The organism is Gracilibacillus oryzae (genome assembly GCF_009498735.1).
GTDB lineage: Bacteria > Bacillota > Bacilli > Bacillales > Amphibacillaceae > Gracilibacillus > Gracilibacillus oryzae.
On the sequence record NZ_ML762451.1, the window covers coordinates 1 to 18,032 of the forward strand.

General features: G+C 38.1%; 18 protein-coding genes and 1 riboswitch. Of the genes, 7 read left to right on the forward strand and 11 right to left on the reverse strand.

Features of this window, described 5'->3' with window-relative positions:
- Nucleotides 1-27: 27 nt before the first annotated feature.
- Together F9U64_RS20130 and F9U64_RS23435 are read right to left on the reverse strand one after the other, a co-directional pair.
- Complete coding sequence (locus F9U64_RS20130; RefSeq protein ID WP_153406693.1) at nucleotides 28-249, reverse strand: hypothetical protein; 222 nt, start codon at nucleotides 247-249, stop codon at nucleotides 28-30.
- Between the two features lie 25 nt (nucleotides 250-274).
- A complete protein-coding gene (locus F9U64_RS23435) occupies nucleotides 275-409 on the reverse strand; it encodes a hypothetical protein (RefSeq protein WP_266095265.1) in 135 nt (44 codons plus the stop codon).
- Nucleotides 410-709: 300 nt separating this feature from the next.
- Here F9U64_RS23435 and F9U64_RS20135 point away from each other — a divergent pair, with 300 nt between their 5' ends.
- The 3 genes from F9U64_RS20135 (at nucleotide 710) to F9U64_RS20145 (ending at nucleotide 4,407) form a co-directional block, all read left to right on the forward strand.
- Nucleotides 710-1,666, forward strand: coding sequence for an ABC transporter permease (locus F9U64_RS20135; RefSeq protein ID WP_153406694.1), 957 nt, complete (start codon nucleotides 710-712; stop codon nucleotides 1,664-1,666).
- Between the two features lie 11 nt (nucleotides 1,667-1,677).
- A complete protein-coding gene (locus F9U64_RS20140) occupies nucleotides 1,678-2,592 on the forward strand; it encodes a carbohydrate ABC transporter permease (protein WP_153406695.1) in 915 nt (304 codons plus the stop codon).
- Nucleotides 2,593-2,691: 99 nt separating this feature from the next.
- Entirely contained in the window at nucleotides 2,692-4,407 is a 1,716-nt protein-coding gene (locus F9U64_RS20145) for an ABC transporter substrate-binding protein (RefSeq protein WP_153406696.1), read from the forward strand.
- A gap of 91 nt (nucleotides 4,408-4,498) precedes the next feature.
- Here the strand turns inward: F9U64_RS20145 and F9U64_RS20150 are convergent, their stop codons facing one another.
- A complete protein-coding gene (locus F9U64_RS20150) occupies nucleotides 4,499-5,152 on the reverse strand; it encodes a reverse transcriptase-like protein (RefSeq protein WP_153406697.1) in 654 nt (217 codons plus the stop codon).
- Between the two features lie 207 nt (nucleotides 5,153-5,359).
- Here F9U64_RS20150 and F9U64_RS20155 point away from each other — a divergent pair, with 207 nt between their 5' ends.
- A complete protein-coding gene (locus tag F9U64_RS20155; RefSeq protein WP_153406698.1) occupies nucleotides 5,360-6,271 on the forward strand; it encodes a DMT family transporter in 912 nt (303 codons plus the stop codon).
- A gap of 77 nt (nucleotides 6,272-6,348) precedes the next feature.
- On the opposite strand, the gene F9U64_RS20160 is transcribed toward F9U64_RS20155, so the two are convergent.
- From F9U64_RS20160 to F9U64_RS20175, 4 genes are all read right to left on the reverse strand, one after another.
- Nucleotides 6,349-7,110: a TerC family protein gene (locus F9U64_RS20160; RefSeq protein WP_153406699.1), complete on the reverse strand. Its 762-nt coding sequence runs from the start codon at nucleotides 7,108-7,110 to the stop codon at nucleotides 6,349-6,351.
- Between the two features lie 136 nt (nucleotides 7,111-7,246).
- Entirely contained in the window at nucleotides 7,247-8,440 is a 1,194-nt protein-coding gene (locus tag F9U64_RS20165) for an MFS transporter (protein WP_153406700.1), read from the reverse strand.
- 611 nt (nucleotides 8,441-9,051) lie between these two features.
- Complete coding sequence (locus F9U64_RS20170; protein ID WP_153406701.1) at nucleotides 9,052-10,611, reverse strand: BCCT family transporter; 1,560 nt, start codon at nucleotides 10,609-10,611, stop codon at nucleotides 9,052-9,054.
- 293 nt (nucleotides 10,612-10,904) lie between these two features.
- Complete coding sequence (locus F9U64_RS20175) at nucleotides 10,905-11,780, reverse strand: YitT family protein (protein ID WP_153406702.1); 876 nt, start codon at nucleotides 11,778-11,780, stop codon at nucleotides 10,905-10,907.
- A 178-nt stretch (nucleotides 11,781-11,958) separates the two neighbouring features.
- Between F9U64_RS20175 and F9U64_RS20180 the strand changes: the two genes are divergently transcribed.
- On the forward strand, nucleotides 11,959-12,543 hold the full coding sequence (locus F9U64_RS20180) for a DUF3992 domain-containing protein (protein WP_153406703.1): 585 nt from the start codon (nucleotides 11,959-11,961) through the stop codon (nucleotides 12,541-12,543).
- Between the two features lie 193 nt (nucleotides 12,544-12,736).
- Here the strand turns inward: F9U64_RS20180 and F9U64_RS20185 are convergent, their stop codons facing one another.
- From F9U64_RS20185 to F9U64_RS20195, 3 genes are all read right to left on the reverse strand, one after another.
- Nucleotides 12,737-14,029, reverse strand: coding sequence for an acetylornithine deacetylase (locus tag F9U64_RS20185; protein ID WP_153406704.1), 1,293 nt, complete (start codon nucleotides 14,027-14,029; stop codon nucleotides 12,737-12,739).
- A gap of 12 nt (nucleotides 14,030-14,041) precedes the next feature.
- On the reverse strand, nucleotides 14,042-14,725 hold the full coding sequence (gene tenA / locus F9U64_RS20190) for a thiaminase II (RefSeq protein WP_153406705.1): 684 nt from the start codon (nucleotides 14,723-14,725) through the stop codon (nucleotides 14,042-14,044).
- Nucleotides 14,726-14,889: 164 nt separating this feature from the next.
- Nucleotides 14,890-14,987: riboswitch (TPP riboswitch) on the reverse strand.
- Between the two features lie 161 nt (nucleotides 14,988-15,148).
- Nucleotides 15,149-16,066, reverse strand: coding sequence for an SDR family oxidoreductase (locus F9U64_RS20195; protein WP_153406706.1), 918 nt, complete (start codon nucleotides 16,064-16,066; stop codon nucleotides 15,149-15,151).
- A 166-nt stretch (nucleotides 16,067-16,232) separates the two neighbouring features.
- Between F9U64_RS20195 and F9U64_RS22695 the strand changes: the two genes are divergently transcribed.
- Entirely contained in the window at nucleotides 16,233-16,403 is a 171-nt protein-coding gene (locus tag F9U64_RS22695) for a hypothetical protein (RefSeq protein WP_194287454.1), read from the forward strand.
- A 322-nt stretch (nucleotides 16,404-16,725) separates the two neighbouring features.
- Nucleotides 16,726-17,481 (forward strand): class I SAM-dependent methyltransferase, encoded by a 756-nt coding sequence (locus F9U64_RS20200; protein ID WP_153406707.1) that lies wholly within the window; start codon nucleotides 16,726-16,728, stop codon nucleotides 17,479-17,481.
- Nucleotides 17,482-17,621: 140 nt separating this feature from the next.
- Here the strand turns inward: F9U64_RS20200 and F9U64_RS20205 are convergent.
- Nucleotides 17,622-18,032, reverse strand: a 411-nt coding sequence (locus F9U64_RS20205) for a spore coat protein (RefSeq protein ID WP_153406739.1), incomplete at its 5' end; no start/stop codon positions are given.

Genomic DNA, 18,032 nt, shown 5'->3' on the forward strand with positions numbered 1-18,032 from the left:
TAAAAGAACAAATATGTATTATGTGAATTAGGTTGTTAACATTGTATCTATATTTACACATAAAAAAGGACTTGACTCGATTGGGGCTGGTGCCAAGGCATTCAGATCACCTCTGAATGCCTTCAGCAACGTTCTTGCTGGAGTCAAGGCATTCAGAACCTCTGTGAATGCCTTCAGCAACGATCTTGCTGGAGTCAAGGCATTCAGACCCTCTGTGAATGCCTTCAGCAACGTTCTTGCTGGAGTCAAGGCATTCAGAACCTCTGTGAATGCCTTAAGCAACGATTTTGACTGGCGTCAAGGCATTCAGACCCTCTGTGAATGCCTTCAGCAACGTTCTTGCTGGAGTCAAGGCATTCAGAACCTCTGTGAATGCCTTCAGCAACGATCTTGACTGGCGCCAAGGCATTCAGTTCCTCTGCGAATACCTTCAGCAATGATTGGGGCTGGCGCCAAGGCATTCAGACCCTCTGCGAATGCCTTCAGCTCTTTCTCTTTTTTTGGTCATTAAAACAAGCATTTATCCATGCAAAAATAGGACAAACCACTTTTGTTCCATTTTTACCGAAAAAGTCACCCGCCTTAGTAAAGTATAAGAAAAACTGGCACTATCCATTTACACCTTTATTTTTTATATGAATTTTGATTTAATTATTCAGGTTTTTTCCAGTTAGTGATTACGTTATCATTTTAAAAAAGGAGGGGTTATATGGAAACAGCAAAAGAGAAAGCGCATACAAGAGGAGAAAGCAGAATGAACCGATTCTGGAAACACGTCAAAAACCAAAAGCTGTTATATGCGATGTCACTACCTTTTGTTGCTTGGGTTTTTGTTTTTAATTACCTTCCTGTTTGGGGTTGGACTATGGCCTTCCAAAATTTCAGACCAGGTCTTTCTTTTCTTGAACAGGAATGGGTCGGATTGGAACATTTTATTACATTATTCCAGGATGAACGTTTTTATATGGTGTTACGAAATACGTTAGCCATGAGTTTCCTTGGACTTTTATTCGGTTTTACCATTCCTATTATTTTTGCTGTTTTGTTAAATGAAGTACGTCACTCCATGTTCAAGAGAATTACCCAAACGGTTACTTATTTGCCGCATTTCGTATCATGGGTGGTTGTAGCAGGTATTGTAACGAAGATGCTTTCGACAGACGGTGGAATTATCAATGATTTATTAATGGGATTAGGAATTATTGATAGTCCTTATCAATTTATGGCACAAGAAAAGTGGTTCTGGGGGATTGTGACAATATCAGATATATGGAAAGAAATGGGTTGGAACGCGATTATTTTCTTAGCTGCTATTGCTGGTTTAGATCCTCAGCTGTATGAGGCTGCAAAAGTAGATGGTGCCGGACGATTCCGTCAAATTTGGCATATTACCTTACCTGGAATCAGACCGACGATATTAGTAGTTTTAATCCTCAACATTGGTCATCTTATTCAAATCGGTTTTGAGAAACAGATGCTATTAAGCAACCCCCTCGTAGTGGATTATGCTGAAGTTCTAGATTTATATGCGCTCAACTACGGAATTGGCTTAGGTCAATTTTCATACGGTACTGCGATAGGCATATTTAATTCTGTTGTTAGTATTATCTTATTATTCCTTGCCAATGGTATCTTTAAGCGATATTCGAATCAAAGCGTAATGTAGGAGGAGCGGACATGACAAAAAGGATAATGATTCACAGATTAACATTTAGAGACAGGCTCTTTGAATTTATTAATTACTCATTTCTAACATGCGTCATTATCGTCACTTTATATCCTTTCCTGAATGTACTGGCCATCTCATTAAATGATTCGACAGATACTATTCGTGGCGGTATCTATTTATGGCCAAGAGAATTCACATTGAACAACTATCTGGAAATTGTAAAGTACGATAATTTAGTCACAGGATTTGTTAATTCGGTATTACGGACAGTCATTGGAACAGTACTCGGGGTATTCATTCAGGCAATGGTTGCATTCACACTCAGCAGAAGAGATTTTAAAGGAAGAGGTTTTGTTTCAACAGCCATTGTTCTGACGATGTATTTTTCAGGTGGTTTGATCCCCGGCTATATGCTTATTCGGGATTTAGGATTAATTAACTCATTCTGGGTTTATATTTTACCAGGTTTAGTTAGCGCTTTCAATATTATTATTATTCGATCATTTATGGATAGCCTGCCATTTTCCCTTCAAGAGTCAGCAAAAATGGATGGAGCCAATGATTTTACCATCTTTTATCGGATTATGTTGCCATTATGTAAACCGGTATTAGCAACAATTGCCTTGTTTGTTGCTGTCGGACAATGGAATCAATGGTTTGACACTTATCTCTACAACAGTATGAATGCCAATTTGACTACATTGCAATATGAATTGATGAAAATTCTGGATAATACCACAATGGGTGGCGGCCAAGATGCTAATTTAATGAGGCCAAATGATCAGCAGCAAGCAAATATGGTTTCACCTGAGTCGATCAAAATGGCAATTACGATGGTGACCGTCATCCCGATTATTCTTGTCTATCCTTTTGTGCAACGCTACTTTATTCAAGGAATGACATTAGGTGCAGTGAAACAATAAGTACTTTCAGGTATCTTCAGGCATCGTCCTGTTTATACAATAAAGGGAGATTATGGTTAGCAATGTGCTAAACAAATTGAAAAAGGGAGGAATATTAAGATGGCAATTGGTAAGAAATTAGTAAAATTTGTCTTTATCATTGGTTTATTATTTGTCATAGCTGGGTGTCAGGGCTCAGATGAGGAGGCTTCAAATGACACAGGTACGGAACAGGAGACAACTGATAACTCTGCAGAAAATACGGAAACTGATGGCTTAGAACCTGTAACCTTTACTTTGTTTGATTCTGATACCAATCCTGATTGGGTTGATGATATGGACACTCCAGTTGGTCGCAAAATTAAAGAAGATACTGGTGTTACCCTTGAACCAGAATTTGATATCGAAGGTGGGCAAACGAAGATTCCTTTAATGGTTGCCAGTGGGGAATATCCTGATTTAATTGTATCAAAGGGAGCTGGGCAGTTAGTTGATGCAGGCGCGTTAATTGACTTATTACCATTAATCGAAGAACACGCACCCAACCTGCAAAAAATGCTTGGGGACGGGATTAATCGTTTAAAATGGAGTGAGGATGATCCATCCATTTACGTTCTGACTACTGCAGCGATTGATAACCAGGCAATGTCACCTGGATACGGAGCATGGGTACAGCATGCTGTTATGAAAGAATTAGGATATCCTGAATTAAGAACACTTGATGACTTAAAAAATATCATTAGTGAATATAAAGAATTGCATCCACAAATTGACGGGCAGGAAACAATTGGACTTACAATGAATACAGACAGCTGGCGAATTCAAGCCTCTTTTCTTAATTCAGGCTTTATGATGACAGGGGCTGGAGACGATGGCGAATACTATATTGATCCAGAAACATATGAGGCTACATTACATTACCGCAGACCGATCGAGAAAGAAGTTTTCCAATGGTACAATGATTTAAATAATGAAGGATTACTTGATCCAGAAACATTTGTGCAGAAAAGTGATCAATACGATGCAAAGCTGGCATCAGGGAGAGTTCTTGCAACCATTGGACCTGATTATATGATGAACAGCGGGCAGGAAGCATTACGTGAAGCGGGATTGACAGATAGAATGTATGGTGTATATCCTGTTACTTTAAGTGAAGACTATGTCAATCATTCTTACCAGAGTATTGGATTACAAGCAGGTTGGGGAATCAGTATAAGTAAAGATTGTGAAGATCCAGTCCGGGCGATTAAATTCTTAGACTACCTGGCATCAGAGGAAACACAGATTATGATGAATTGGGGTATTGAGGGCGAACATTATGATATTGTTGATGGAAAGCGCGTGATTCCTCAAGATGAATGGGATAAGCGTAACAGTGACAAAGATTATTTAAAGAATACGGGAATTGGCTATAACTTCGCTCGCTTTGCTCCACGCTATGGCGATGGTGTACTTGATTCAACTGGGCAGACTTATACAGTAAACACTCGTGAGATTGCGATCCAGAATCAAACTGAGATCGAAAAAGAAGTGTTAGCTGCTTATGATATGGAACTATGGAAAGACGCCTATCCAACCGCTGATGACTTTCCTGTTAAACCGTGGGGAGCAGCCTATAATATCTCTATCCCTGCCAATTCAGATTTACAAGTGCTCAATCAGCGTGCTTTGGATATTACCAAAAAGATGGTTCCAGAAGCTGTCTTAACAACCCCTGCTAATTTTGATTCTGTTTGGGATGAATTTATGTCCTCACTAGAAAGTATCAATATTGAAAAAGCAGAGGAAGAATATACGAACCTTATTAAAGAGAAAGTAGAATTGTGGAGTAATTAGATACTAAAAATCAGATGCATAAAACTCCTCCTTACTCACTAGTATAAAAAAAGGCGAAATCCTAATCTTACTGGATTTCGCCTTTTTCTCTTCACCCCTCACTCCTGCTCGATATTTCTATCTCCCTTAATGCCTGTGTTGCAAGATGATCTGCTTCTTGATTCTTTTTCCTTGAAATCACCTCATAGATCGGTTCCACACCTAATTTATCTGTCAATAATTCTATTCGGTCAATCCACTGAGACAGCGTTTCTTCAAGACACGGCCATTCGTCTGTCAATTGGTTAATCACCACTTTTGAATCACCCTTGATGGTAACAGGTAAATGGTGCACCCCCATTTCTTCCAGCTGCTTCAGTCCGAAATGCAGAGCAGCATATTCTGCTTCGTTATTTGATGTTAATTGATCAACTAACGCATTTTTTCTTATCCGGTAAGATGCTTCATTCTGCTTATAATAGATCACACATCCAAGTCCTGACTGCCATGTTTCATGGTCAAAGCCGCCATCAAAGTATAAGCAGACATCATAAGGCTCTTCTTTTAACGATTCTACGTATTTTTTCATTTCCTTCAACGTCCAGCTGCTTTCATTCGAATCAAAAAAAGTCAGTTCTTTGATGCGATTAATTTTCATTAAATCTTCTGCTAGGGAAATGGCATGTTCTATACTCATAAACGCTGTATTCAATACCGTTTTCAAACCTTTAGGGATATGATACTGGATCTCAATTCTAATCTTCATTAATCACGACCTCCTCTCCTCTATTTACCCCTTATAATTAACCATTAATAACAAGATTACACTTGGGAAAAGAAGCACATTCTATTTTTAATTTTTCTTATTCCAGGATTCCTTTTGTTACTATTCACTATCACAATATATGTGTTATAATGCAAGCAATTGACAATACAGAAACCTTGAAAAATAGAGAGAAAAGAAGGTGAAAGTATGAGAAATTATTCAGCATATTTGCTGGCCATCATCGGCGCAAGCTTTTGGGGATTAACAGGAATTTTCGTCAAGTCCCTTTATAATCATGGTTTTACAGCATGGGAAATCGTAGCAATCCGGCTCACATGTTCTACACTTATTTTAGTTATCTTATTAAGCTTATTTGCACCGAGATATTTAAAAGTCAACCTCAAACATCTCCCGTATTTTTTCGGATTAGGGGTCCTTGGTATTGTAATTTTTAATTGGTGTTATTTTACCGTAATGGATCAGGCATCCTTATCTATCGCAGTTGTCTTACTATATACATCTCCAATATTTGTTACCATTCTGTCAAGTATCCTATTCAAAGAAAAAGTTACCAAAAGAAAAGTTTTATCACTATGCCTTATTCTGTTTGGCTGTGCATTAGCTATTCAGCTCATCCCTATTGGCAACACCGTATTATCGTTTCAAGTTATCCTTTTGGGACTTTTATCCGCATTTTTTTGTGCTCTATATAGTATCATTGGGAAATTCGTCAGTCAGCACTACAACTTTTTAACAATTACGGTGTATGCTCTGATGATGGGGAGTTTGTTTATTTTTCCAACTAGCAGTGTGTGGAAGAAAGCTGATATCATCCAACAAGGAGATGTACTGAATAGCATCATTGGTGTTTCGGTCATTTCAACCATCTTCGCTTATCTTCTTTATACATTTGGACTAGTATCTATTGAATCAAGCAAAGCAGCGATTCTTGGAGCAATGGAGCCAATTGTTGCTGTTCTTGTTGGAGTTCTTATATTTAGAGATTCGCTAACCCTATTACAGATTACAGGTATTACCCTTGTCATCTTTTCTGCATTTGTAACAGTATTCCAGCGAAAAAGAAAAACTGGCAACATAGGAAGGCAATTTACGAACTAGTTGTTAAGATCCCTTAGGAAGAAAATATGATGACTGTCCCGTGCGGTTATTCAACTGAAGGGACAGTCATCTTTCCATTATCCTTGATTAGATTTTTTCCCAGACAAAAACCAGCCGCCTATCGCTATTAAAAGTAAGACAGTCCAGAACGTGACCGTCCATAGCGTACCATGTGGAAAATGCTCATCCAGTATGCCAACTTTGGGATGAGATAATGTAATAACCGCAAGCTTAATTCCTACCCATGCAACAATGGCGTAGGCAGTTGTTTCTAACCCTGGTCTGGCATCGAGCAGTGTAACAAACCAGGTTGCCGCAAATTTAATGAGAATAAGGCCAGAGATTCCTGCAAGTAAAATAATAATAAATTTTCCACCGTCCATTCCGCCAAACTCAGGCAGCGGTGAATCCGGCAATGCCAATGCAAGGGCAACAGCAGCAAGAATGGAGTCAATGGCAAAAGCAAGATCTGCTAAGCTAATTAAACCAACCGTTGGCCAAAATCCTTTACCTTTTGCCGCCTTTTCTTCTTTTTCTGTATCCCCATCCGTTACATTATTTGACTTCGGAATAATGTGTTTCAAACCAAGATAAATTAAATAAAGTGCACCGATTGCTTGTACTTGCCAAACATTCGCAATATAAGAAATAACAAATAATGCACCAAAACGAAATACAAAAGCACCAAATATCCCGTAATTAATCGCACGTTTCTTCTGATCGTCAGGTAAATGTTTAGCGATCACTGCAAGTACAAGAGCATTATCTGCAGACAATAAACCTTCTAAACCGATTAATATTAATAATGTCCAAGCATATTCCAGCCATATTGATTCCAACGTAAAAACCCCTTTAAACGGATCCTGATACTTCTCCTTAGTATCACCCATTGTTTTCTTTTTATCATAGCGTTATGCATCCTGATATGTTGCTAAAAGAAGATGGCTTGTCCCCATTTTTAAGAGATGCACATCTTTAAATATTTCTAATTAAATTTTCTTTCCCTTCATTTTTTTCTTGTCTTTTCACCGTAATTATCAATATAATTCCGCTAGCCAGCAAAATTCCACTACTAAAGTAAAACACTGTGGCTATATTATATAAACCGGCTATCCATCCTCCTATTACTGGACCAATAATATTACCTAAAAAGCGAATGCTTGTATTATAGCCAAGCACTTCTCCTTGGATATTTAGTGGTGTTACTTGACGGATATAGGCTGTTCTGATCGGAATAATCCCTCCAATCGCCATTCCTAATAAAAAGCGGATGATAATTAATTGCGTTATATTATTAACCAGTCCTCCTGGAAAAAAGAATACAGCAGACAAAAACAGGAGTAATATTAATACTTTCTCATAACCAATATGATCTGCTAATTTCCCCCAATTTCTAGCCATAAGCAGATTACCAAGACCGGCAGCCGAGAATGCAAGCCCTGAGAAAAAGGCGATACTTACCGGGCCATGTATTTCTGTCACATACAAGGATAAGATTGGCTGAATACTGAAATTGGCGATTTGAACGAACATGGAAACAATCATGACCATAACCAGCACTGGGTTGAGAGTAACGTGTTTTAGCACTTCTAAGGATGAATAAGATCTTGGTGTATGGTTTGCAGTGTCTAACCTTGTTTCTCTTGCCCCAAATAACACAAAGCAGGCTGCTGCAAACAAAGTAATGGAAGTTAGCTGAAAAGTCGCACCATAACCGATTACATCTGCTAACACTCCGCCAAGTAATGGACCTAATAAGCTTCCTGTTACATTTCCTGTTTGTAATGTTCCCAGTACTTTACCTGCAATATGTTTAGGCGTCTGGGTGGAGATAAATGCCTGAGACATGGAAATAAATCCTGAGAAAAAACCCATAATTAATCTTAGAATAAATAGTTGATATACATTGGTCACAAAGCCCATAAAAAATACACAGATTCCCAGTCCGAATCCTGCAAGAACGAGAAACTTTTTTCGACCATGCTTATCACCAAACCTTCCCCAAATCGGTGATACAATAAATGCAGTAAGAAAAGTGACAGCAAATACCCATCCCGACCATTTCTGGACAAATGGATCAGAATAGTTGCCCAATGTTTCAATATATAATGATAAAAATGGTATGACCATTGTCATACTTGCAGCGATAAAAAAGTTTGCAAACCACATGATCTTCAAATTCCGTTTAGCCAGTTGCTCTTGATCTATAATGGTGAACCCCTTCTTTTTAAATTATTTCGTGTCCCTAAATATTAGCATACGCCTATTTCAACAAAAGTGGAAACAAAATGCATATGTCAGCAACTTTTGCAGAAAATTCAAGTGTAAAGTATGGATACTAAAAAAACAAAGATGATGGGACAAAAATGTCCGGATTATTTGTATCCTGACTGGATTTATCTTTATCTCTAATTATCTCAGGTTCCTGCTTTGGAAGAGAGACTTTCAATGGAATAAATGATCGTGCCCAAGTTTACCTCATATGATGCTGTCTTTGCATGATGATAATCGTTCCACTTATTAGTCTAGAAAACCATGAAAAGCTGGGGGAAAATGCGAGACTCCAATGGGAACAGCACGAGCTGAAAATCCACTTGGTAAAGTGACCTTCTTTACCAAGTTAGTTGAAGCCGTGCCCATGGAAAGCGAGTATTTTCCCCCAGCGATTAGCTAGCACTATCTATATTAGTACAGTATTGAATGACACACTTGCATATTTATTGTTCGGTTATAGACTAACTATTTTAGTTATGTCTCAGGTTCTTCCATTGTAATCATTTCTATTTTTTCCTCACATTATACAACCATGCTTTATCCTGATCCATCATCTTCTTCGCAGCATAGATCGTTAGAAATTGAATGATAATAATCGGAAGTCCCATCATGCCAGATATTACTTCAAGAGGAGCAAGTCCTCCTATTTGCATTAAAATTAGTGCTACGATCGTTATAATCGCTGCAACAATAATGCGTAAATTACGAGATGGTTCAAATTTGCTCATATCTCTTTTACTAGTGTAAGCAGCAATCGTATAGGTTGTCGAATCCAATGTTGTCGTTAAGAAGATCATCGAGACAATCACAAAAAGGACGATTATGATTCCTGACAATGGCAGGGTATTTAAGATATCCGGGATGACATTAACTGGTGCCGCTGCCTCATTTACGATATCTAATACATTCACTTCACCTGTCAAGTAACGATGAACCCCTAAACCACCAAGAATACCTGTTGCAACCCATGAAAGCAGTGTTGGTGCTAACAAATAGGTCAAAATCATTTCTCTTACTGTACGGCCTTTTGAAATTTTAGCGGCAAACACACTGTGAAGCATTGCCCATGTCGCACTGTAAGCAAACCAGAAAATCATATGACTCTTAATATGATTGGATGATTGCATGGCAACAGAATCTGTATAAAACGATAATTTGAAATAATTATTAAATAAGTGACCGACTGTATCAGTGAAATAATCAAGAATAAAGACACCTGGCCCGACAATCAGAATAAATAGAGCTAACCCGCCTGCTATATAAATGTTTATTGTACTCAGCCGTTTTATTCCTTTCTCAATCCCTAAGTAGGCACTGATGGAGAAAAGAATGACCCATATTATCGTAACGGTCATTGTTAAGCCAAATGTCACTTCAATATTTAAGAGACTGGATAAATTAGCTGTTATGATTGGAGTACCAAGTCCTAATGTAACAGCAGCACCTGATAAAATACTAATAAGGAAAAATACATCAAGCACCTTGCCGCCAATACCGTCTGTGAATTTGTCACCAAAAATAACGCGGCAGGCCTCCGAAATTCTCATTAATGGACGTTTTTTTACATGCAAAATATACGCCATGGCAGGTGCAGCCATTACGAATATCGCAAAAACCTGAAAGCTCCAAAGGAACATACTGTATGCATTCCCCCATAATAATGCCTCCTGGGATCCAGCTGCCGCACCAAATGGCGGATTATTAGCTACTTGCGTCCATTGCACCATTCCTGTACGCATAATTGTCGAGCCGAGCCCCATCGCGATCAATATCGAAGCATATTCAAACAAGGAAAGTTTTGGCTTTTCATTTGGATCTCCAAAAACGATATTTCCATACTTGGAGAATGATAAATATAAACCTGCCCCTAACAGAATAATCGTATACCAAATATAACCCCAGCTAAATACTTCCACAATTTTATCAAAGATAGCATTCAATAATTCCAATGATTCGGATTCATAGAAGGAGAAAGGAATACAAATAGCGATGATAAAAAGTAAAGATGGTAAGAAGATGCGGAAATCAATTAATTTCCAGCTTTTAAAGATATTTTTCTTGTTCATGATAATTCTCCTTTTATGCAATTGTATTACTTTTACCGATACCACCTTTTCAATGAATTAAAACAATAAAAGATGACCATAGCGTGCGGGGTAACTGAAAAAGCCCTCCATTCCTGGTTTCGGTAATTTTTTCTAAGCACTGAAGGAATAGCTGTCTACTGTTAACTTTTATCAACAACTCTCCTTCTTCTTTACCTTACATTTGTGATACAAAATGCAAAAAAGAAGGGGTTCCGCCTCTCTGCGGGAATCCCTTCTTTTAAAATTTTTATTGCCCTGTTTCTTCATGGACTTTAATGAATATTAATTTTGCGGAAGTTTCCGCCTCTTACTTCTGCTACATCGTAAACAGTAACAAAAGCTCCTGGATCTATTTCCTGGATGATTTCCTTCATTTTACTTTCTTCTAAACGATTGATTACACATGTAATTTCTTTAAACTCTTCATTAGAATAAGCGCCGCGTACAATGTTATAGGTTGCACTTCGTCCGAGACGGTCCCTTACTGTTTCTACCATTAATTCAGGAGCATTGGTAATGATCTTAAACATTTTCGAGCCGCTAAGTCCTTCTTCTACTATATGAATAACTTTGGACGCAATGTAATAAGCAATACCTGAAAGAAAGGCTCCTTGTAATCCAAATACGGTGGAAACAACGATAAATACAAACAGGTTTAAGAATAAAATAAGATCACTTGTCCCAAAAGGCAATTTACGGGAAAGTAAGACTGCCAACATATCAATGCCGTCCAGTGCCCCTCCATTACGTAAGGCAATACCCATTCCAAAACCAATAATTATCCCGCCAACAACTGTTACTAACAGCGTATCACCTTGAATGATTGCAGGAATGTGATGCATTACACTTGTACCAGCCGCCAATGAGATAATACCAAGCACAGAATAAATCGCAAAACTTTTTCCAATCTGCTTATATCCTAAAAATACGAACGGGATATTCAAAACAGCTATTAATACACCTAATGGAAAACCGATCAATTGTGATCCTACGATACTAAGACCTGTGACGCCGCCATCTGATACATTGTTCGGAATCAGCACTGCTTCCAGTCCATATGCTGTAATAAAACCGCCAATAATAATTAAAATTGCTCTTCGTATTATTCTTAACTTATTTATTTTTTTGTGCTGCTTTTTCTTTACCAAATAAATACCTCTTTTCTTTTATTAAATCCAGACAAGTCCACGATAATCGGGTAAAGATTATCAGAACATACAGAAAACTTTTGGCAAGGTACACTTCTTGCCGATGATCTTTATTAGAATTTTCTCAATATCCGCATACGATAATTATAAAGCAATTTACAGCAAAGGGGGTATAATATTGCACAAGGATATGGAAAAGCATTTTATTAATGTAACAAAATTAATCGACTGGATCACTAAACCTGCTGAGCTGCAAATAACGAAGCAATTGAATTGCCCTCAATATATAACAGATAAAGTCTGTGGAAATATAGAATTATTATGTGGCGAAAGGGCACTTTTATGGCAAGCAAACGGAGATTTAACTGTTTCCGGCACCGTCACTGTGTCCCATATTTTCGGGTGTGACTATATGGAAATTATCATAAATGGAAAAGCTCCCATTATTCTTTCAAACGGTGAGGAAAAGACTTGGAATACCACAGATTTGCAAACACTGGAAGTACGCTTTAACGGAGTAGTTTCAGATATTTGCATTGGAAAGTACTGCCTGTCCTTGCGATATAAGTTAAAATCTAAAGACCTGCCATCGAAAGATTGCCAGGTTACCTGCTTTTTATCAGACCAGTTTGGCAATCCTGAAGAATCTGTCCTATGTAGTATTATCCCTTCAGAAAGGGAGACATTCCTGCAGAAAGTATCCCTTCAACTAAAAGGATTTATCACCATCTGTTTTATGCATGACGGGAAACGAATACCATGATGCACAATCCCTTTTACTTTTATGGAAAACCTTTTTCTCTATGTCCCACCAGGCCTTTTTAGACTTACACAGTCGAAATATTTTTTCAGCGATCACACCAGCTGCTTCAACTGTAACTGCCCAGACAAAGTTACTCAATGCTATCTTTTTTTATATAAAGCGAGACTTAGATTCAGAGTCATCCTGCTTTATACTATTCATTTGGTTTATTATCCGTGTCCAGCTTAAGTTTATTGCACCACGCAGGAATAAACGTAAGCAATGTTTTCGTAAAGGATACTAACTCTTCTAATTCGATTTTTTCATCGACTGAGTGAGCTTCCTCCAGTTTACCTGGACCATATATCGCTGCAGGAATGCCTGCTTCATAAAACCAGCCTGCGTCAGTCACAGATTTGGACATGCCGATTTCAGCAATACCTTTTGCTGTCTGCTCATGACTTTTTTGCAGAAGGGTTATGGCAGGATGTGTTTTATCTACCTCTGCTGAAGGGAATATCTCACCACGATCCTCTATCATAGACTTACCTCCCCAGCGAAAACTTAGCGGATTATCATCAAACCAAGGATCATCACTAATTGTATTGGCTAAATGTGTTTCGATTTCCGCTATCACTGATTGGTAGCTCTCATTTGGGTAAAAATGAACGGTAATCCACAGACGGCACTCATCCGCTACAAATGCTGCATGTCTCCCTCCTTCAATAACTGCTGGATTAATCGTATTTGTACCTTTTTTAAAGCCTGGATAACTTTTCGTTTCTGACCAGTGATTTTCTAAATCCCGCAAACTGGCAATAATTTTCATCATCTTCTCAATTGCACTGACACCATAATGAGAAGAAGCCGATTGATTTAATTCTGCTCTCATCGCGTCATGATACACTTTTTTACTTTTTACGGTAATCCAGCCAGTAATGACCCCGCCTTGTCCTTGGATTTGCCGGTCACTGCTGTCAACAACAAGGGCAAAATCTCCACTGTACCCTTTTTCAATACACGATAGTGTGCCTGCTTCACCCGCTTCTTCACCAATAACTGTTTGAATTTGCAAATCGCCATTTAATAGGATACCTTGCTCATTCAATATCTTAACTGCTAATAACGTCGCTGCAACAGCACCCTTCATATCCGCCACTCCACGTCCATAGAGATAGCCCGATTTCTCAGTTAATTCAAATACTGGCACTGACCAATTGGTATCATCGCCGACTTCCGCCACATCGATATGCCCGTTAATTATCAAACTATTATAGTTACCGTTATCTTTACCTTTCTTTATTGCAACAAGATTAGGGTCATTCGGAAAGACCTCCCAACTATCTGTAGCAAAGCCCTGCTGTTTTAGAAAATTAGCAATATATGCTTGAATTTCGTTGGTATTTCTTGCTGGAGGACTAACGGTTGGGAAGCCAATTAAATCGGCAAGGATCTGTTTTAACTCATTTTCACGTTCATCTACTAAATCTAATAATCTGTTCGTCATATGATACTCCCCCTATTTTTGATTAACTGGCCATTCTGCTCTGCTCTCCACCATATCCCAGAACATATATTCAAATTGACTTGTTCTTATCACAATCTCTTCTAATCGCTTCAACTCTTGTTCAGGCTTGTCCTCTGCAATTTTATTCATTAACCGTTTGCAATGAGCAGCAAGTTCAGCAAATTCATTAGAGGAATAAAGCTTTACCCAACTGCTGTAAAAGTTATCGTCTAATGCTCCCGGCCAGCTTGCAAGTGATTTTCCGATAAAATGATAGCTCCACTCACAGGCAAGGACAGAAGCTATCACATTTTCTACCCCTCCCCGTTGCGACACATTTAACATATAACTTGTGTAGGCAACTGTTATAGCCGATGGTTCTGTTTTCTCTAACTCTTCTGCTGATATACCAAACTCAGCTGCATATTTGCGGTGAAGGTCCATTTCCAGATCAAGCACCCCATGAAGTAATTTCGCAAAAACAGTCATTGTTTCCAAATCTTCCGCTTTGGCACTGCCTAAAGCAAATAACCTTGAATAGTCTATTAAATAAACATAATCCTGCTTCAACCAATGCTTGAATTTTTCCTGATCTAATGTCCCCTCTCCAAGTCCTTTCACAAATGGATGTTCCAGATAAGCATGCCAGATGGGTTCTACTCTTTTCCATAAACGGTCTGTAAATAGTTCACTCATTGTATTCCTCTCCTCTTTTACTAATTTTTCAGAAAACTGCATTTCCCATGTGAGAATACGTCTTTTCTATCCCTGTTCCTGGATATGCAAAAAAACCCATCACCAATATAGGGGATGGGTCTAGCAATATCTAAATACAATTATAGAAAAATAGATTCCATAACAATCTGCCATTTCCACTTCCCTACGCTAGTGTTAACTAGATCAGGTTCAAAGGGTCGAATTCCTCTCTCAGCATTTCCATGCTCCCCTAGTAGATTCAATTATTAAATTGTTAATTATTAGTATAGTATAAAAGTTATGGTAATTCAAACTTAACATTTTACTCTCATTTTCAACGAGTAAGACTTCTATCAGCTAGATATTGGAGGGGCACTGCTCATGAAAGAAACTTCGAGAGAGCCAATACCTGTGATAATTTAGTTACCCAAACACTTGCCCACCATTAACATGAAGTACTTGCCCTGTCACAAATCGCGAATCATCAGAAGCAAGATAAACAAATGTTGGAGCAATTTCAAATGGCTGTGCTTGACGATCCATTAAATTGTTCACAAGCGTAACCTGGTCTGCAGAAAAACTGGATGGTATTAACGGTGTCCAGAACTTCCCTGGTGCAACCGCATTAACTCTTATCCCTTTTTTTGCAAGATTTCTGGCAAGAGCACGTGTGAATCCAATATTTGCTCCTTTTGTTGCTGTATAATCCATCAATAGTTCATTCCCCTCAAATGTGACAACAGATGATGTATTAATAATGGAACTTCCAGCTTTTAAGTATTTCAGTGCGGCTCTGGTTGTATAAAAATGGGAGTAGATATTGACTTTAAATGTATCATCAAATTGTTCGTCGGTAATGTCTTCTAAATCTGATTGCTGGAATTGAATGCCGACATGGTTGCATAAAACGTTTAATTTTCCAAATGTCTCTATCGTGCTGTCCACAATACTTTTGCATTGCGCTTTTTCTCTTAAGTCCCCTGGTAAAAGCAAACAGCTTCGTCCCAGTTCCTCAATTCTTTTTCTTGTACGATTCGCATCATCATGTTCATCTAAATAAGCAATCGCAATATCCGCTCCTTCTTTAGCAAATGCAATAGCTGCTGCTGCTCCCATCCCGCTGTCTCCACCAGTGATCAGTGCAACTTTACCCTCAAGTTTTCCTGTACCTTGATAATTCGGGTTTTCAATGATTGGCTTAGGTACCATTAAATCTTCTACCCCTGGCTGGCGATATTGCCTTTGCTCCGGGACCGTTACTGGAATTTCTTCATAACGGGTAATCTTAGCATAATTAGGATACATGGGATACTCGTTGGAACCAGTCCTGTTCTCAGACATAGTTAAGAATCCTCCTCTGAATTTCTGTATGGATTACTTTATGTCTATTAGGCACCAGCCGTGTTTGTCTAGAGGAAAATAATATGAACTGGCTCAAAATGGAGATCATCTCATAATATAAAATGAGACTTATCAGGGTGCTTAGTGATAAAACGGGGGTGATGTTATGCAATATTATTATAATCCAGAAATTCATTATTTACTGATTTCCGAACCGATTGGAAAAGTTAAGATATTATATGATGATAACAAACAACCATTTTACAGTCCGAAAATTGGTTTAAGGCCGCCATATTATTGTAATCCCAGGTATGAGCCTTATTATCCAAAAATATAAAGTGATACTTTGATCAGTGGGGGTTTTTGTATCCCCACTTACTTTCTTCGAGTTACTTGAATCTTTTCGTTTAGGGTATTACAGACGGTTGGCGCTGTGATAACATCGTTTATATAGAAACAATCCATTACGGTAAGTGCAAAATGAATACAATTCAAATGTTAGAGAGGTTTTCCATAACTACACTTCGTGGAAAACCTTTTTTATGTTATCTATTCAAATAAAGTGATATTTTGACTGGAAGTTAGATAAGAAGAAATTCATAATAATAAATAAGAAATATTATAAAGACAAATGAGAAATTAAAGGAGATGACAGTTTAATGAAATCTGCAGATAAATTCACAGATAAAGCTGAAGTTTATGCAAAATACCGTCCAAGCTATCCACACGAATGGATTGAATATTTAGTTTCTGAAACTGGTATAAATAAGAATGATATTATTGCAGATATTGGCTCAGGGACTGGAATATTAAGCAGGGTACTCCTTGAAAGGGGATTTACTGTCATTGGAGTGGAACCAAATGATGATATGAGAACAATAGCAGACCAAACGTTAAAGCCTGATCCCCGTTTTATCTCAGTTAAGGCAACGGCTGAGAATACAACGTTAAAAGATAATAGTCTAGATTTAATAACAGTTGCACAGGCATTTCACTGGTTTGATATGGAGCAGTTCAGAATGGAATGTAAACGGATTCTAAAACAGGATGCAAAAGTGGCGCTTGTATGGAATAGCCGGGATAGATCAGCAGATATAAACAAGCAAAGTGCTGAAGTTTGCCAAAAATACTGCCTGAATTTTAAAGGTTTTAGTGGCGGCATGGAAGAAACTCCGATTGCATTTGAGCAATTTTATAAAGATGGAAAGTATGATTTTAAGTATTTTCGTAATGACTTGCCGTTTGATTTAGATGGTTTTTTGGGCAGGTACTTGCCCGCTTCCTATGCCCCCAAAAAGACCGACAAGGAGTATAAGCCCTTCATTACTGCATTAACGGAGTTATTTGAGAAATATAGCAGCAATGGGAAAATAGTTATGCCAAATATAACAAGAAGCTATTTGGGTAAAGTCTAGTTCATCTGTGGAACAAATCCTCTTCTGGGAAAGTATGATAGTTTACCTTCTCATCTCTTATTATTACTATTTTTACCAGATTAGCAAAAGAGGTCTTCGCCATAGGAAGACCTCTTTTGCTAGTTTATTGAATAGAAGACTTACAAAATGTCTAAGCGTGCAATCAATGCAAGTAACACTTGTAACAATACTTGAGCGTTTACCGCAACATCTGTATCTGTTGTTGTTACTTTAACACCACGTGAATTTTCTATATACGTGTGTTGTTTATTTACCTGGCTTGATTTAATTTTCTCAAACAAGTCCTGAGTAACGCTGTCAGCTGTGTCTCCATCTGCAATAGAAATGCTGATAATTAAAGCAATAGCAGCTTGCAGGCCTACTTGTACGTTTACAGCAGCTTGCGTATCTGTTGTAGAAATTTCTACATCACAGGAATCTTTAACGATAATAGACTCGTATGACTTTTGTACAGACTTAATCTCCTGAGTTGCATCTTGCGTATCAGTATCGTCATCAAATGGGTGGCAGCATTTAGGATCAAGTGCATT

Bases quoted from the DNA above. Each gene is read 5' to 3' on its own strand.
- F9U64_RS20195 (WP_153406706.1), bottom strand. From the start codon at position 16,066: ATGTCTGAGAACAGGACTGGTTCCAACGAGTATCCCATGTATCCTAAT.
- F9U64_RS20185 (WP_153406704.1), bottom strand. From the start codon at position 14,029: ATGACGAACAGATTATTAGATTTAGTAGATGAACGTGAAAATGAGTTA.
- F9U64_RS20155 (WP_153406698.1), top strand. From the start codon at position 5,360: ATGAGAAATTATTCAGCATATTTGCTGGCCATCATCGGCGCAAGCTTT.
- F9U64_RS20145 (WP_153406696.1), top strand. From the start codon at position 2,692: ATGGCAATTGGTAAGAAATTAGTAAAATTTGTCTTTATCATTGGTTTA.
- tenA (WP_153406705.1), bottom strand. From the start codon at position 14,725: ATGAGTGAACTATTTACAGACCGTTTATGGAAAAGAGTAGAACCCATC.
- F9U64_RS20200 (WP_153406707.1), top strand. From the start codon at position 16,726: ATGAAATCTGCAGATAAATTCACAGATAAAGCTGAAGTTTATGCAAAA.
- F9U64_RS20165 (WP_153406700.1), bottom strand. From the start codon at position 8,440: ATGTGGTTTGCAAACTTTTTTATCGCTGCAAGTATGACAATGGTCATA.
- F9U64_RS20135 (WP_153406694.1), top strand. From the start codon at position 710: ATGGAAACAGCAAAAGAGAAAGCGCATACAAGAGGAGAAAGCAGAATG.
- F9U64_RS23435 (WP_266095265.1), bottom strand. From the start codon at position 409: ATGCCTTGGCGCCAGTCAAGATCGTTGCTGAAGGCATTCACAGAGGTT.
- F9U64_RS22695 (WP_194287454.1), top strand. From the start codon at position 16,233: ATGCAATATTATTATAATCCAGAAATTCATTATTTACTGATTTCCGAA.
- F9U64_RS20150 (WP_153406697.1), bottom strand. From the start codon at position 5,152: ATGAAGATTAGAATTGAGATCCAGTATCATATCCCTAAAGGTTTGAAA.
- F9U64_RS20170 (WP_153406701.1), bottom strand. From the start codon at position 10,611: ATGAACAAGAAAAATATCTTTAAAAGCTGGAAATTAATTGATTTCCGC.
- F9U64_RS20140 (WP_153406695.1), top strand. From the start codon at position 1,678: ATGACAAAAAGGATAATGATTCACAGATTAACATTTAGAGACAGGCTC.